General features: G+C 62.6%; 12 protein-coding genes. 6 read left to right on the top strand and 6 right to left on the bottom strand.

Annotated elements, in window-relative coordinates; translation table 11 throughout:
- Positions 1–62: 62 nt before the first annotated feature.
- Together D6Z24_RS18525 and D6Z24_RS18530 are read right to left on the bottom strand one after the other, a co-directional pair.
- Positions 63–1,907 carry a TIGR04442 family protein gene (locus D6Z24_RS18525; protein WP_129128104.1) on the bottom strand — a complete coding sequence of 615 codons (1,845 nt, stop codon included), beginning with the start codon at positions 1,905–1,907 and terminating at the stop codon, positions 63–65.
- Between the two features lie 31 nt (positions 1,908–1,938).
- The gene (locus D6Z24_RS18530; protein ID WP_129128105.1) at positions 1,939–2,694 is read right to left on the bottom strand and encodes a GPMC system MBL fold metallohydrolase; all 756 of its coding nucleotides are present in this window, start codon (positions 2,692–2,694) and stop codon (positions 1,939–1,941) included.
- 156 nt (positions 2,695–2,850) lie between these two features.
- Here D6Z24_RS18530 and D6Z24_RS18535 point away from each other — a divergent pair, with 156 nt between their 5' ends.
- The 6 genes from D6Z24_RS18535 (at position 2,851) to D6Z24_RS18560 (ending at position 8,325) form a co-directional block, all read left to right on the top strand.
- Complete coding sequence (locus tag D6Z24_RS18535; RefSeq protein ID WP_129128106.1) at positions 2,851–3,873, top strand: GPMC system family 4 glycosyltransferase; 1,023 nt, start codon at positions 2,851–2,853, stop codon at positions 3,871–3,873.
- A gap of 150 nt (positions 3,874–4,023) precedes the next feature.
- Positions 4,024–5,529 (top strand): methylmalonyl-CoA carboxytransferase subunit 5S, encoded by a 1,506-nt coding sequence (locus D6Z24_RS18540; RefSeq protein ID WP_129128107.1) that lies wholly within the window; start codon positions 4,024–4,026, stop codon positions 5,527–5,529.
- Positions 5,530–5,554: 25 nt separating this feature from the next.
- Positions 5,555–7,099, top strand: a complete 1,545-nt coding sequence (locus D6Z24_RS18545) for an acyl-CoA carboxylase subunit beta (protein WP_129128108.1) — start codon at positions 5,555–5,557, stop codon at positions 7,097–7,099.
- Between the two features lie 11 nt (positions 7,100–7,110).
- On the top strand, positions 7,111–7,311 hold the full coding sequence (locus D6Z24_RS18550) for a hypothetical protein (RefSeq protein WP_129128109.1): 201 nt from the start codon (positions 7,111–7,113) through the stop codon (positions 7,309–7,311).
- 15 nt (positions 7,312–7,326) lie between these two features.
- Entirely contained in the window at positions 7,327–7,731 is a 405-nt protein-coding gene (locus D6Z24_RS18555; protein WP_129128110.1) for a biotin/lipoyl-containing protein, read from the top strand.
- A gap of 129 nt (positions 7,732–7,860) precedes the next feature.
- Positions 7,861–8,325 carry a CHRD domain-containing protein gene (locus D6Z24_RS18560; protein WP_129128111.1) on the top strand — a complete coding sequence of 155 codons (465 nt, stop codon included), beginning with the start codon at positions 7,861–7,863 and terminating at the stop codon, positions 8,323–8,325.
- A 257-nt stretch (positions 8,326–8,582) separates the two neighbouring features.
- Here D6Z24_RS18560 and rmuC read toward each other — a convergent pair whose 3' ends face one another.
- The 4 genes from rmuC to recB all read right to left on the bottom strand — a co-directional run bounded on the left by rmuC (position 8,583) and on the right by recB (position 16,217).
- A complete protein-coding gene (gene rmuC, locus D6Z24_RS18565) occupies positions 8,583–9,944 on the bottom strand; it encodes a DNA recombination protein RmuC (protein ID WP_246014726.1) in 1,362 nt (453 codons plus the stop codon).
- A 2-nt stretch (positions 9,945–9,946) separates the two neighbouring features.
- Positions 9,947–10,744, bottom strand: a complete 798-nt coding sequence (locus D6Z24_RS18570; RefSeq protein WP_129128112.1) for an alpha/beta fold hydrolase — start codon at positions 10,742–10,744, stop codon at positions 9,947–9,949.
- 68 nt (positions 10,745–10,812) lie between these two features.
- Positions 10,813–12,615: an exodeoxyribonuclease V subunit alpha gene (recD, locus tag D6Z24_RS18575; protein WP_129128113.1), complete on the bottom strand. Its 1,803-nt coding sequence runs from the start codon at positions 12,613–12,615 to the stop codon at positions 10,813–10,815.
- A 227-nt stretch (positions 12,616–12,842) separates the two neighbouring features.
- Positions 12,843–16,217 carry an exodeoxyribonuclease V subunit beta gene (gene recB / locus D6Z24_RS18580; protein WP_129128114.1) on the bottom strand — a complete coding sequence of 1,125 codons (3,375 nt, stop codon included), beginning with the start codon at positions 16,215–16,217 and terminating at the stop codon, positions 12,843–12,845.
- Between the last annotated feature and the right edge of the window lie 2 nt (positions 16,218–16,219).

Genomic DNA, 16,219 nt, shown 5'->3' on the forward strand with positions numbered 1-16,219 from the left:
GAGGGGAGGGGCGAATGATGATTCGCCCCATGAAAGCCGACGCCGTGGTGGCAGCTTCTGCTTTAGTTGAACCCTTTCCTGATCTGGTACAGCTCTTCGAGGTCCAGGCCGTTCAGCTCGAAGAACTCGCGCTCGAGTTCCTCGACGTAGAAGCGGTCGAGGCCGGAGTTCTCCAGGAAGTCCTCGCGCAGCGCCCAGCTCTTTTCCAGGATGATCTGCGGCAGCAGGTTGTGGATGTACACCGCCTCTTTCTTGATGGTGAGGATGGCCTCGCGGAACAGGTGGTCCGGGATCTCGCCGTCGATGAGCTTCTTGTTCTTCAGCTCCTCGGCAAGCTCCTTCTTGAGAGCGTCCTGGTCCCCCTTGGTGGCGTACTTGGAGTAGAAGTTGCGGATGCGGTCCTTGATGTGCGCGAGCAGGGTGAGGTGCAGGCGCTCGTCGTTGTCGATCTTAACCAACTGCTCGAGAAGCCCGCTGGTGGTGAGGCGGTTTTCCTCGATGAGCTTGAGGCCGGATGCCAGGTGGCTCACCTTTTTCCTGCCGTAGATCCCCAGGTACTTGTCCTCGAAGATCCCGGAGAGAAAGAGCTTCTTGAAGAGGTCGGGGGCGAGCATGTCGAAGGCGTGCTTGTTTCCGAGCAGGCTTCGGATCATCTCCTCGGAAATCCTGACGTTCTCCATGAAGGCGAGCTGGTTGATAGCCGAGGAGGTCGCGTCGTAGCGGTCGAAATAGGTGATGATGTAGGAATAGCCTTCCAGGATGGAGATGTCGGCGCCGTCGCGGATCTTCTCGTCGCAGGCTTTGCTGGCGTCCAAGAGCATCTCCTCAAAGGCGTGGTCGCGGTTCTCCGCCGCCTGCTTCTTTGCGTAGAGGAGCTTCAGCATGTCCTCGGCGTCGATGCTGCTCTCGATCTGCCGCTCGGAAAGGAACATCCCCTCCAGGATGGTGCGGGTCTCGGAGATGTAGTTGCTCTCCTCCAGGTCGACCAGCTTCTTGTCCTTCTTGAGCATCTCGTCCAGGGTGTAAAAAAGAGCGCCCGGGATCTTGTTGCGCACCGAAAGGGTCTTGAGGCGCGTCAGGCGCGCGTTCTCGAGCTTGTTTATCTCGCCCTTCCGGTTGCAGGCGATAAGGATGTTCTTGTACTCGTCGACGATGCGCCGGTTGTCGGGATGCTTGTACATCACGTCGATCCGGATCCTCTCCTGCTGGTAGCGGTCTATGCCGTAGCGCTCGGCGAGGACGGCCAGGGACTGGAACTCGGCGTCGGTTATCTTCTTGTTGTTGAAGTAGAGTGCCTTGAAGGCCTCGCTGTACTCGCGGTGCCGGACGTTGATCAGCTTGAAGAGGAAGAGGTGAGCGTTGGGGTCGTCGATGATGTCGAGGATTTCCCGGATGATCAGGTTATCCTGTTCCTCGCCCACGGCGCCTGAGCGTTTGAGCGCCTTGCCCAGCACCCTGAGGATGCGCTCCTGCTGCTCGTGCATCGGACCGGAGAAGTCGACCCCGGTAAGGGCGAAGAAATAGTTGAAGATGGCGTTGCCGTCGAAGAAGATCTTGTCGTAGCTTACGTACCCTTCGGTGCGTTCGCTGAACCTCAGCGTACCGCTGCGACTGTCGTAGTGGGTACCGTAGATGATGAGGCGGTTTGAGACGTCTTCCTTGGCGAGGTCCGCGATGGGCTGGTCCACCCCGAACATGTACTCGCAAAAGGAGCCGCCGTTGCCGCGGTGGCTGATGCCGTTCTTGCCGATGATGAACTCGTTGCCGGGAGAGAAGAAGCGGATCTCGCCGGGATCGGTCGGATCGGTGTTGAAGAAGTACCGGTTGTACGCCTCGCTGCCCGCCGTGATGGCGTAGAACTCGATCTGGTCGTTTGCATAGCCGTGCAGCCGAATGTCTCTGAACATCAGTTCCGTCCGTTCTTCAGGTCTTGGTTCCTCAAAGCTCGAGCGTCATGCCGTCGTAGGCGAACTCCACCCCATTCGGGAGGCGCTCGCCGTCGCTGTGGTGCACCTCGTGGGTCAGGTGGGTCAGCACGGTGCGGCGCGGTTTCAGAATCTCGGTGATCCTCAAGGCACCCTCGATGTTGAAATGGTTCGGGTGCGGAGAGAAGCGCAGGGCGTCGATGATCATCAGGTCGAGCCCATGCAGAAGCTCCATGGAGGCTTCTGGTATCTCGCTGCAATCGGTGAGGTAGGCAGCGTCGTCGAAACGGTAACCGGTGGCCATGAAGGAGCCGTGTCTGATGGGGACGGGCGTGATCCGGCAGCCGAACAGGTCGAAAGGGGCCTCCACCGGGTGCGATTCCATAAGCGGCGAGTATCCCTCCGAGCAGAGCCCCTCGAAGATATAGGAGAAGGTGCCGCGCACCTGTCCGATGGTGTCCGGGCTGCCATAGCACGGGATCACCTTGCGGTGAATGAAATGGAAGCCACGCAGGTCGTCTATGCCGTTGATGTGGTCGGCATGGGTGTGGGTGAGCAGAACGGCGTCGATCTGCGGTATCCCTTCCCTGAGCGCCTGCGTCCTCAGGTCGGTAGAGGTGTCGACGAGGATGCGTTGCCCCTGGGACTCGACCAGGATTGAGGCACGTGTTCTTTTGTCGCGCGGGTCAGAGGAGCCGCAGACCTGGCAGTGACAACCGACCATGGGGACACCGGTCGAGGTGCCAGAGCCGAGGATGGTAATTTTCATGTGTTGCACCTCGGAATGGTGCGTAAGGTACCATGAACGTTTGAGTGAGGCAAGGGTTTATCCCTTGCCTAGTGCGGGTTTTGAGGCTATTATCTGAACCTGCCGCGGTCGCGGCTTTTTAATGATGCGGTGAAAATACTCCTGCAGAGGTTCTTAATGCGTGTCGGCATTGTCGCCCCCAATTACTATCCTGCTGAAACCGGCAACGCCGTTACCGTAAGACGTATCGAGAGTGAACTGAGACTTCTTGGCTGCGAGGTGCAGGTATTCCCGGTGGACCGGCTGTCGGGAGAGCGCCTGCAGCAGGCGGTAAAAGAGTTCCAGCCGCAGCTTTTGCATGCCTTTCATGCCTACCACGGCGGGCGCGTGGCCTACGCGCTTTCCAAGCTGCTGTCCATTCCCTATCTGATTACCTTGACCGGCACCGACGTCTACCAGGCGCTGTGCGACCAGCGCGCCCTGGAGATGCACGGTGCGCTGCGCGGTGCCGCGCGGCTGGTGGCCTTCCATGGTTGCGTGAAGAAGCGGCTGGGGGAACACCTGCACAGCCTCGAGGAGCGCACCGTCCTGATCCGCCAGGGGGTTGAGCTTCCCAAGGAGTTCGCTTCCGTTGCGCCCGCGAAAGCAAACGGCGCGTTCACCTTCCTGCTTCCTGCCGGTCTGCGCCCGGTGAAGAACGTGATGTTCCCGCTTGCCCCGCTCGCCGAGCTGCACGTGCGCTACCCGCAGCTTCGTCTTGATATCGCCGGCCCGGTGCTCGACACGGCTTACGCCGCCGAGGTGATGGAGGCCTTGGAGAGCTATCCTTTCGCCAGGTATCTTGGCGTGGTGCCTCATGAGTCGATGGGACCGCTCTACCGCCGGGTCGACGTGGTGCTGAACACCTCCCTAACCGAAGGCGGGATGGCCAACACCGTGCTGGAGGCATCGGCCTACGCGAAGCCGCTCCTCGTGGCGGACATCGAGGGGAACCGCTCCATCGTGAAAGACGGCGTGAACGGTCTCGTTTACCATGGTGCGGCGGAGTTCAAGACCAAGGCCGAACAACTGCTGACCGACGCCCACCTGCGTGAACGTCTTGGTAAAAACGGACGTGACCTCGTGCGCGAACAGTGCTGCCCCGAGAAGGAAGGGCAGGCCTATTACTCCCTCTACCAGGAGATCCTCGCACTAGCTTAAAAGCTTTCCTGATTAGTCATCACCTTTCGCTCAAATAACGTCAACATCCCCTCGCTCCACCCCCACAGCCCTCTTAAAATCCAGATTAGCTATTGCCAATGAATCCGCTTCCCGTAGACTATCCCTTCGTGACAAAAAGGGAGGGAAGACATGAACCGAATCATCGACATCACCGAGCTGGCTCTGCGTGATGCCCACCAGAGCCTCATCGCCACGCGCCTCGGCATCGAGGACATGATCCCCGCCTGCGAGGATCTCGACAACGCGGGTTTCTGGTCCCTGGAATGCTGGGGGGGCGCCACCTACGACGCCTGCATCCGTTTCCTGAACGAGGATCCGTGGGTGCGGCTGAGAACCTTCAAAAAGCTCATGCCCAAAACGCCGCTGCAGATGCTGCTGCGTGGGCAGAACCTCCTGGGGTACCGCCACTACCAGGACGAGGTGGTGGACCGCTTCGTCGACAAGAGCGCTGAGAACGGGATCGACGTCTTCCGCATCTTCGACGCCCTGAACGACCTGCGCAACATCGAGCGCTCGGTCCGGGCGGTCAGGAAATGCGGCAAGCATGCCCAGGGCGCCATCTCCTACACGGTGAGTCCGATCCACACCACCCAGGCGTACGTGGATCAGGCGAAACGTCTGGTCGAGATGGGGTGTGATTCCATCTGCATCAAGGACATGGCGGCGCTCATCAAGCCCCAAGCGGCCTACGAGCTCGTGCGCGGCATCAAGGAGAACTGCGGGGAGCAGACCCGGGTGCAACTGCACGTGCACGCGACCACGGGCGTCACCATGGTAAGCCTCATGAAGGCGGTGGAGGCGGGTGTCGACTGCGTGGATACCGCGGTGAGCTCGATGAGCCTCGGCCCGGGGCACAACCCGACCGAAAGCTTCGTGGAGATGCTGGAGCATACCGGGAACAGTACGAAGATCGACCTCGCGCGCATGCTGCGCGTGAAGGAGCACTTCTCGAAGATCCTGCCGCGCTACCGCGAGTTCCTTTCCACGGTCACCGGCGTGGAGACCGAAATTTTCAGGAGCCAGATCCCCGGCGGAATGCTGTCTAACATGGAGAGCCAGCTGAAGCAACAGGGGGCGGCGGACCGGATGCACGAGGTGCTGGAAGAGATCCCGGTGGTGCGCAAGGACACAGGCTACGTGCCGCTGGTTACTCCTACGAGCCAGATCGTCGGAACGCAGGCGGTGCTGAACACGCTTATGGGGCGCTACAAGGTGCTTACCGGTGAGTTCGCGGACCTGATGCTCGGCTATTACGGCGCGGCTCCGGGAGTTTTGAACCCGGAGGTGGTCGAGATGGCGCGGCGGCACGCGAAGAAGGACCCGATCGACGTGCGTCCCGCCGATCTGTTGGAGCCTGAATGGGGCAAGCTGCGTGCGGCGGCACTGCCGCTTGAAGGGTGCGACGGCAGCGACGAGGACGTGCTCACTTACGCGCTCTTCCCGCAGGTGGCGCCGAAGTTCTTCGCCACCAGGCATGAAGGGCCCAAGAACGTCGGGCGCGACCCGGAGACCGGCGCGTCGGAAACCAACATCCCGGAGGGGCATCCAGGTAAGATCACCGGCCCCGTCACCTACACGGTCACCCTGAGCGGTCAGCAGCACAAGGTCACCGTGGCGCCGTACGGCCAGGAGTAGACGCCGCACGCGCCGAGGAGGGCTCATGTCGATAGAGGAGAAGGTCAAGGAGCTGAACGAGAGGAAAGAGAGGCTGAAGCTTGGCGGCGGACGGGCGAAGATCGACGAGCAGCACGAACGGCAAAGCCTCACCGCCCGTGAGCGCATCGAGAGCCTGGTCGACAAGGACAGCTTTCAGGAGGTCGGCCTTTTCGCCCGGCACCGCTGCACCAACTTCGGAATGGCGGGGAGGGAATTCCCGGCCGAAGGTGTGGTGACCGGAGCGGGTAGCGTCGGGGGGCGGCTGGTGCACCTGGCAAGCCAGGATTTCACGGTCGCGGGCGGCTCTGCGGGTGAGGTGCACAGCGACAAGATCGTCCAGGCGATGCTTGCAGCGCTTAAGACCGGCACCCCCTTCGTGTTCATGAACGACTCTGGTGGTGCGAGGATCCAGGAAGGGATCGACTCGTTGGCCGGCTACGGCAAGATCTTCTACCACAACGTGATGCTCTCCGGCGTGGTGCCGCAGATCTCGCTCATCTGCGGTCCGTGCGCAGGCGGCGCCGCGTACAGCCCGGCCCTCACCGATTTCATCATCCAGACGGCGAGCGCGAGGATGTTCATCACCGGCCCGTCGGTCATCAAGGAAGCGACCGGCGAGGAGATCACCGCGGAAGCCCTTGGCGGCCCGCTCTCCCAGATGAACTACGCAGGCGTCGCCCACTTCGTCGCGGAAAACGACCTGGTGGCGCTGCGCATCTGCAAGAGGCTCCTCTCCTTCCTTCCCTCCAACAACCTCGAAGACCCGCCCCAACTCGAGGCGGACGACATCGTGGTGCCGGACAAGACGCTGAACACCATCGTCCCGACCGATCCTAAGAAGAGTTATGACGTGCGCCAGGTTATCACGCGCCTTGTGGATGGCGGCGACTTCCTCGAGGTACAGCCGCTTTTCGCCGCCAACATCGTGGTCGGTTTCGCCCGCATCCTCGGACGGAGCGTGGGTGTGGTGGCGAACCAGCCGAGCGTTCTGGCGGGCGCCCTCGACATCAACGCCTCGGACAAAGGGGCGCGCTTCGTCCGCTTCTGCAACGCGTTCAACATCCCGCTCATCACGCTGGTGGACGTGCCGGGATTCCTCCCCGGCGTGCAGCAGGAGCAGGGGGGAATAATCAGGCACGGCGCCAAGATGCTCTTCGCCTATTCGGCGGCTACCGTCCCGAAGATCACCGTCATCATGCGCAAGGCCTACGGCGGTGCGTTCCTCGCCATGTGCGGGAAGGAACTGGAGACGGACCGGGTGTTCGCCTGGCCGACGGCGGAGATCGCGGTGATGGGGCCGCAGGGGGCGGTCAACGTGATATTCCGCAACGAGATCGCGCAGGCCGAAGATCCTCAGCAGAGGCGCCGGGAGCTGATCGAGTCGTATCAGAGCACCTTCGCGACCCCCTATGCGGCGGCAGCGCGGCGCGACGTTGACGACATCATCGAACCGGCGGAGACGAGACGTCATCTCGCCATGACGCTCGACATCCTGCACACCAAGCGCGAGTTCCGGCCCATGAAAAAGCACGGCCTGATCCCGCTTTGAGGAGGTTTACCGTGGAAGAACATGCCGGTGACCATGATGAGATAACTCCGGAACTGCTGATGGTGATGGCGGCGTCCATCGCGGCCTATCTGGGCAAGAACATCCGCATCCGCAAGGCCCGGTTCGTTGATACCATGCAGGTGAACGCCTGGGGTCAGTCAAGCCGCGTCGTGCTGCAGGCGTCGCACAACCTGAACCTGAGGAGAGGGTAGTAAAAGGAGACCACCGTGCAACTGACCATGACGATTGACGGAAAGAAGTATCGGGTTGACGTGGAAGTCGAAGAAGGCGAAGAGGTCCGGCTGGCGGAATCGTTTCCCACAACGACGGTGCAGGCGGTTACGCCTCTTTCGGGCACCCTGCCGATGGCCGCCCCCGTCCCGGTAACAGGCGCTCCCCCAGGCGGCACGACGGCATCGGACAAGATCTGTCGAAGCCCGATAGCCGGCGTCGTTTTCAAGGTCGTGGCGCAGGTCGGTCAGCACCTGGAGGTGAACGACCTGCTCGTCGTCCTGGAGGCGATGAAGATGGAGACGAACATCACCGCGCACATGTCAGGTACGGTGGAGAAAATCCTCGTTTCCGTGGGCGAAGCGGTGCAGCCGGGACAGCCCATCGCGGAGTTCACGTAATCCCCCGCGGGGCGTGCCCATGCTGACTCGGACCTCTACAGAGGCATGGAAATAAGATGTATAGTGTTTTTTGAATAAAGGGTATAATCGGCGGTAGTGGTAACAACAAGGCTTTAGAGGAGGCAGGAAATGAAAAGGATAAGGCTGCTTATGCTGGTGGTTCTGGCCGCGTTCTTTGCTGTCTCAACCGGGTATGCCGCTGAGCACAGCTTCAAGGCAAAACTGACCCCGAAGGAGGAAGTGGCAAAACCTGACGCCAAATCTTCCGGGAAGGCCGAATTCAAACTCAGCAAAGACGGCAAGGAGCTCGTCTACAAGCTCCACGTCAAGGACGTGGTCGACGCCAGTGCGGCACACATCCATGTCGGCAAGAAAGGGGAAAACGGTCCTCCGATTGTCGGGCTCTTCAGCGGTGGCAAGAAAGGGAAATTCAGCGGTGTCCTCTCGGAAGGGAAGGTTCGTGGCAACGACCTGATGGGCGACTACAAAGGTAAATTCGACGAGCTGGTAAAACTGCTTCGTTCCGGCGATACCTACGTGAACGTCCACACCGACAAGTACCCGGACGGCGAAATCCGCGGGCAGATCAAATAACGGCGAAACCGCCCGTAAAATAAACAAGCCCGCCGGCACTGGCCCCATGGACCATCTGCCGACGGGCTTTTCTTTGGTTCGTCTCGAAGGACTGTGTCTACGAAGCGCTGAAGGTGCCCTCGCGCTCCCCCCTTTGCGAAGGGGGGGCGGGGGGGATTTGCTCTTTGCTCCCCGTGTCCGCCGGCTGAACACTATTGCAATCACGGCAGCTGTCAGGCATCTACCGTCTACTTTTGCAGTGTGTGTAATGGACTCTTCTAAATCCCCCCTGCCCCCCCTTCGCAAAGGGGTGGACGTGATGCCATACTCACCGCTTCGGGAGTAACGACTTCGGCGTCCGCGCTGGAGGCAAAATCGGCACCAAGAAGGCCCCTGGCTTCGTGTTCAGGCAGTTCCTCGATCCCCTGCATTTTCCTCTGAATCCGCCTGGTTCTTGTGGCCGCGGTGTCGATGCTTGAGGATGCCTCGTCCAGCTTCTTCCTGGTCTTATCCAGAAGAGTCCCGAAGGTCATGAACTCGGTCTTGATGGCGCCCAGAAGGCGCCAGACGTCGCTGCTGCGCTTCTCGATGGCCAGCGTCTTGAACCCGAGGCTCAGCGAGGAGAGGAGGGCTGCGATGGTGGTGGGGCCTGCAACGATCACCTTGTGCTCGCGCAGGATGGCGTCGAAAAGCCCCGGGCGGCTCAACACCTGCGCGTAGCTAGCCTCGTTGGCGAGGAACATGACGGCGAAGTCGGTGGTCTCCGGCGGAGCGAGGTACTTGTCGCAAATCAGCTTAGCCATCCCCTGCACGGTCCTGTCGAACTGCCTCGTTGCCTCGCTAACCGCGGCCAGGTTTCCCTGCTCCTGCGCCTCGACCAGGCGGAGGAAATCCTCCTGCGGGAACTTCGCATCGATGGGGAGCCAGAGCGGCTTATCGTCCTTGCCGGGGAGACGGACGGCGAACTCTACGCGGGCATCGCTGCCCGGCTTGGTGGCCACGTTGGTGCTGTACTGGTCCGGGGTGAGGATCTGCTCGAGCAGGTTGTGCAGCTGCACCTCGCCAAGCGTGCCGCGCGTCTTGATGTTGGAGAGGACTTTCTTGAGGTCGCCGACGCCGGATGCCAGCGACTGCATCTCACCCAACCCCTTGTGCACCTGTTCCAACTGCCCGCTCACCTGCTTGAAGGATTCGCCAAGCCGTTTCTCCAGGGTCTCGTGCAGCTTCTCGTCAACCGTGGCGCGCATCTGCTCGAGCTTCTTCGAGTTGTCCTCCTGTAGCCACTTGAGCCTAAGTTCGACCGTCTCGCGCAGCTTGTCCAGTCGCTGTTCGTTGCTCGCGGTGAGGGCGCCCAACTGCTGCGTAAAGCCTTCCATCTGCCCTTTTTGCAGCGACGCGATGTCCACCATCCGTTTCTGCACCGCCTCACCGAACTGTCGCAAGCTGCCCCCCAGCTCCTCGCGGTTTCGGCGCAGCTCGTCCTGAAGGGTCCGCTCCAGTCGCTCGAGTCCCTTCTCCAGCTGATCGAAGCGCGCCTCGGAGGAGGTGAGCCGTTTCAGGTGCAGGTAGCAGAGGATCGCCACGGTGAAGGTGGCGGCGAGTAGAAGCAGCAGGATGAGTTGCAGCAGGTCGGTTCCCATGGCTACTCCGGTAGCGATTTAAGGAAAGAGATCATGGTCTCGTTGAAGAGTTCGGGCTGTTCCATGTTCACCATGTGCCCTGCCTTTTCGATGACCCTGCTTTGGCAGCCGGCAAGGCCGTGGATCAGCGTCTCGGCGGTTTCTGCCGGGGCGGCCCGGTCTTCCGCGCCTGCGATCACCAGGGCGGGGTGCTTGAACGTGGGGAGGAGGGCGGTGTAGTCCTTGCGGTCGCGCATGCCGAGCAGACCGCCGGCGAGCCCCTGGGGACGGGTTTCGCGCATCCATGCGGTGACGCGGGCGATCAGCGCCGGGCTTTCCTGCGAGGTCTCCGCCGCAAACAGCAGTTCAGCGAAGATCTTGATGATCGGGTTGGCGCCGAGCCGTTCCGCTTCCGCGGCCATGGCCGTCCTCCGCTCGCGTCCCGCTTCGTCGTCCGCGTTGCTGCGGGTTGCGATGAAGCAGGCGGCACGGACCCTTTCCGGGTAGCGCTCCAGGAGGTTCATGAGGACGTAGCCCCCCATGGACATGCCACCAATGACCGCCTTGTCGATCTTCAAGGCATCCATGAGGGCGATCATGTCGTCGGCGAGAAGGTCCATGCCGTAGGGGCCGGCTGGTGCGTCGCTTGCTCCGAATCCGCGCAGGTCCGGGGCGATGACACGGTAACCGGCGTCGGCAATGGGCTTCAGCTGCGGCTGCCACATCTGGCGGTTGAGAGGAAAACCGTGGATGAGCAGGACGGCGGGGCCGGTCCCCATTTCGTCGTAGGCGATGTTTATATCATTAACGGTGCAGTTCATGGTTGCTCCTTGGCAGTGGATGAAGTTCTCCCGTAGGGCGAGGGAGGGCTTGAGAAGGCATGCGGAGGTCAGATGATCGGCCCCCAAAGGCGTTCGCGCAGACCTGACCGTCGGACAACGCGACGCTCGACGGTGGAGAGGAACAGATCTTCTGTGGCCATAATTTCGGCGGAGCTCTTCGCCCTGGTGATCGCGGTGTAAAGCAGTTCCCGCGTCAAGACCGGCGTGTCGCGGTCGGGGAGGACAAGCAGGACGCGGTCGAACTCGGAGCCCTGGCTCTTGTGCACGGTCATGGCAAAGGCGCACTCGTACTCGGGTAGCCTGAGCGGCAGCACCTTGCGCATCCCTCCTGAGCCGGAGGGGAAGAAGGCGCGCAGCTCGCCGCCGGTCTCGGCATCGGGAAGGATGAGTCCCACGTCGCCGTTGAAGAGCCCCAGGTTGTAGTCGTTTTTGCTGATCATGACGGGCTGTCCTGCGTACCAGCGCCCGTGCGGATGGATGAGCCCGGCCTGCGCCAGGCGTTGCCGGACGAGCTGGTTGACGGCCTCGACACCGTACGGCCCGCTACGCATGGCGCACAGGATGCGGAACCGGCTGAATTTGACGAAGGCTTCTTCGGGGCTTAGCTCGTGCAGGTATTCCGCGTAGCCGTCGGTGATGCGTTTGGCGAGGGCTTCGGCCAAGCCGCCGGCGGGAGGAAGCGACGCAAGCGAGACCTCGGGCAGGGCCGGATCGAGGCAGGCGGCGAGGGCTGCGGCGGCGTCACCTGCGTTCACCAGCGCGCCGATCTTGCCGATGCCGCCAGTCGCGGAGAAACGGTAACTTTTCTTGAGCAGCACGACTGCGTCCCCAAGCGGGCCAAGCCCGGGCTGCTGAGCAACGGCATCACCGGCAACTTCCGCGGCGAGCGCTGCAAAATCGGGGGAGAAGCCGTGCACGGCGCCGGTGTCGCACATGTCGCCCAGCACCGCACCGGCCTCGACGGAGGCGAGCTGGTCCCGGTCGCCCAGAAGGATCAGGCGGGTGTCACGGCGCAGGGCGCAGAGCAGCTTGGCCATGAGCGGCAGGGAAACCATGGACGCTTCGTCCACGATGACGACGTCGTAGGGAAGAGGGTTTTCGCTGTTATGGCGGAAGCCGCTTGATCCCTTCAGGTAGCCAAGGAGCCGGTGCAGGGTGAAAACATCCTCCGGGATGAGGCCGCGCACCTCCTGTTCCGCCTTGTCCAGGCCGGCGGCAATGGATTCCTTGAGTCGAGCCGCGGCCTTCCCGGTGGGGGCGGCGAGGGCGATGCGCAGGGCGCTCCCCGCGCCCATGGCTTCCGCCTGTTCCAAAAGGAGTGCCAGCACCTTCACCACGGTGGAAGTCTTGCCGGTGCCCGGTCCGCCGGAGATGACGCAGAAGCGCCTGGTGACGGCGGCAAGGGCGGCGATCCTTTGCCAGTCCGTTTCTCCCGGCGTTGCGGGGAAGAGGCGGGCAAGCCCCTGCTTGAGGCGCTCGCGGTCGAAGTGGGCGGGCTCGCCGCGCTTGAGGATCGCCTCTGCCAGTTCGTTCTCGTAGCGCCAGTATCGCTGCAGGTAGAGCCGGTCGGCGTGGTCGAGGATGAGCGGCTTGAATTCGCCGGGAGCCCCGACCACCGGGGCGGCAGCGAGGCGCTCGCGCCAGGTCGCGACAGACTCGAGCCGGTACCCGGCGGCACGCCCTTCATCGAGCGCGCCGGAGAGGTCCAAACAGACGTCCCCGGCCGTCACGCCGCGGCTCAACAGGGCCGCCGCCGCTTCCAGATGGGGATCGCGGCTTCCCGCCTGCCTGCAGATGAAGGCGGCGAACTGCCGGTCTATATCGTTTAATTGCGCTCCTTCAGGAGTCATGGGGGCACCTAGTAAATCAAAAAAAGCATCAACACAGAGGACACCGAGGCCCACAGAGGGCACGGAGGAAAATCAATCGCTGGAGGATTTTTACGTCCACATTCCCTCTCCCCCCGGGAGAGGGCTAGGGTGAGGGCGCTGGCGGCTGCAGGTTCTCACTACGTGGCAACGCCCTCGCCCGCCCTTCGGGCACCCTCTCCCGGGGGGAGAGGGGGACTCTTTATCCCCTAAAACAGATCCAAACTCAACTGCTGGTCCGCAGCTTTTCCGCTCTTGCGGGCCACCTTTCCTCGCCCGTCGGGGGATGGCCGGGGTGAGGGGGGCACCTCCGGCTGATGCACCGCCTCCGGCAACAGCACCGCGGCCAGCTCGGTTATGAACTCCTTCGGCGGCCGGTCGGCGAAGACGCCGTGCCCCGCGCCGTCGACACCGCGCAGGAAGAGGTAGAAGATCCCGCCGAAATGGCGGTCGTAGTCGTAATCCGGGATACGCAGCCGCAGGTAGTTGTCGAGCGCCACGGTATAGAGGAGGTACTGCAGCGGATAGAAGTTCTCCTCCATCTCACGCCTGAGCGCGGCCGGGCCGTAGTCCGAAGGGGCGTTGCCCAGGTGGTTCGACTTCCAGTCCACGATGTAGTAGCGCCCGCCGTGCTCGAAGATGAGGTCGATGAAGCCGAGCAGCATTCCCCGGACCGGCGCGAAGGAGAGCCGGGAGAAAAGCTCGGCCATATCCACCGGGAAGACCGCTTCCGATCCCTGTGCGGCCATGAAACGCTCCGCCGCTTCTTTCAGCCGCTCCGAGGTAAGCGCCGCCAGGGGGAAGAAGAACTCGAGCTCTGTGAGACGCCGCTCGGGCCTTACCTCTGCCAGGGTGATCCCCTGCTCCCCAAGCGGGGCCGCAAGGACGTTTCCCACCATGTCGCACACGGCCCCTTTCCAGTCGGCGGAGAACCCGTGCTTGTCCAACTCGTCCTCGACCAGCGGTGCCAGGCGCTCGGCCTTCTGCGTGAAGTCGAGCTCCTCGAAGATCTTGTGCAGGAAGATGCCCGCCTTCGCCCCCTTTGGGAAGGCGAAGATACCGGTCGGCTCCACGTCGCGTACCGTGTTTTCCTCGCCTAAACTCTCCTCGTCGTGGTCGGGAAGCTCGGCGGTATGGGACGCGTGGTGCCGGCTGCTGGAAAGGGAGGTGAAGCTCGCAACGCGCCAGTCGCGGGAGATGGCGCCGGTGAACACCATGGATGCCAGTTCGGGCGCCTTATCCTCGCTTGCCCGGTATCCCTGCAGGTCGGCGTGCGGCATGGTCAGCACCTCGATGTTTCCGGGGGACGAGGTTGCCAGCTCGGCAAGGCGCTCCAGGATGTCGTCGTCGCAGATCGCCACCTGCCCTTTGACCGCGCTCTCCCCCGGATGCAGCAGGTAATGCAGCGAACTGTCGCCTGCGTCCTTGAAGGCGCCCCAGATGACGTAGGTGCGGTGCTTGCCGCGGGTGAGGGCGACGTAGAGCAGGCGCAGGCTCTCGGCGAGCGCTTCCTGTGCCGCCTTCGCCCGGCTCTCTTCCATCTCGGCGGAACCGATGTCGAGGACGACCCGGCCTTTGTCGTCGTGAAAGAGCGCACCCTCGTCCTTGCTGCCCGGTTCGGCCCAGGAGAACGGGAGGAAGACGATCGGGTACTCGAGCCCCTTGCTCTTGTGGATGGTGACCAGTTGAACCGCTTCCTCGTCAGTCTCCAGGCGGACCTCGTACTCTTCCTTCTTGGGGTCCTCGGTGATGCGGCCGGAGAGCCAGGTGACGACACCTTCCATCCCGAGGCGCTCCTTCACCTGGGCCTGGTGGATCGTCTCGACCGCGTGCAGCAGGTTGGTCAGGCGCCGCTCGCCCATCGGCCCGGCGAGCAGCCGCTCGCGCACCTTGCGCCGCTCCATGAACTGCAGCGCCATCGCCATGCAGCTCCCGGCGTTCCAGGTGTCGTGGTAGCCCCGGAACTCTTCCAGGATCTCCTCCCACTTCGCCTCGTCATCGATGAGCTCTGCCAACTCGGTGCCGGTGACGCCGACCAGGTCGGTCGCCAGCGCCCCGCGCAGAAGCGCCTCGTGTCCCGGCTGCGCCACGGCACTCAAAAGCCTCAGCAGCTCGGCCGCCTCGTCGGACTCGAAGAGGTTCCCCGCGTTACAAAGAACGCTCGGAATCCCCCTGCGGGTGAGCGCCTGCTGCATCAGCTTCGCCTGATGGTTCGCACGCACCAGGACGGCTATGTCACGCGGCCGGACCGGCCGACGCTCCCAGCGCTCCTCTTCGCCATCCTTTTTGAGCTCGTCGACGGCGAGCTTCCCGGCGTTTGAATCGCGCAGCAGGCGCGTGATCTCGGAAGCCACCGTCTCCGGGAGGAGTTCCCAGGCGTCTCCCTTGTTGATCGGTTTTCCCGGTTCGGTGCGGGGGGCGAACCAGAACTTTAGCGGCGCCTTGCGCTCGCCGTTCTCCTTGAGGACGCTCTTCTCCTTGGGCGCCGCCTCGACCTTGTTGAAGCCGATTTTTTCGTGCAGAAAAGGGAGCTCGCGCGAGGCAAAGACCGCGTTCACCGCCTCGATGAGCGTCGCCTCGGAGCGAAAATTCTGCAGCAGGGTGTGCCGCTTTTTCGTCGCTTCCGCCGCTCCCATGTAGGCGAAGATGTCGGCGCCGCGGAAGCTGTAGATGGCCTGTTTGGGATCGCCGATCAGGAAAAAGGGCTGTTCGCATTCCGCAGGGTAGACTGCGTCGAAGATGGCGAACTGGACCGGGTCGGTGTCCTGGAACTCGTCGATCAGGGCGGCCTGGTAGCGCTCACGTATCAGCCTTGGAAGCGTGGAGCCGGTGCGCGTCAGCGCGGCGTGCAAGTCGGCTAAAAGGTCGTCGAAGGAGCGGACGTTTTTCAGCCGCTTTCGCTTCGGGAGTTCCGCGCGCAGGTAGTCGAAGAAGTTGCGCTTGAGTGCTAGGAGCCAGTCCGGTATTTCCTCGGTGGCGGCCGGTGCCGAGGGGACGACGGCGGCGTAAGGGTCGCCGCCCACCCGCTTCACGAGTTTCAGCAGCGACTCCGGGGTCACCTTCGCCTGGTCGGCCGCGGCGATACGCGCCACAGGGGCACCGTAACAGTTGATGCGCCAGTAGTCCTGGGCGATCTCGCTTAAGATCTTTCCCTGGTCGGTGACGAGTTCGGTGTCGCAGAGCGACCCGCTCTCGAAGGGGTTGTCCTGCAGCATCCTCTGGCAGAAACCGTGGATGGTGAAGATGGCGGCCTCGTCGAAGCTGCGCACGGCGCTTGCCAGAAGCCTCCTCGCCCGGGCGTGGTCCCGGGTCCGTTCCATGATCCCCGCGATCAGGAAGTCGTCGCTCGCCCCGGTCTGGAAGCCCTCCTCCGCGTCCTTCAGCTTCTTCCTGATGCGTTCCTTGAGCTCTTTGGTAGCTGCCTCGGTGAAGGTCACCACCAGGATGCGCGACACGTCGAGCTCTTCCTCGATGACCAGGCGCAGGTACACTCCGGCGATGGTGAAGGTCTTGCCGGTACCGGCACTCGCTTCGATCAGGTTGCGTCCGGCAAGCGGGGTATGTAGGAGGTCGAATCTCTTCATTT

Source organism: Geomonas oryzae, from assembly GCF_004117875.1.
GTDB classification, from domain to species: Bacteria; Desulfobacterota; Desulfuromonadia; order Geobacterales; family Geobacteraceae; genus Geomonas; species Geomonas oryzae.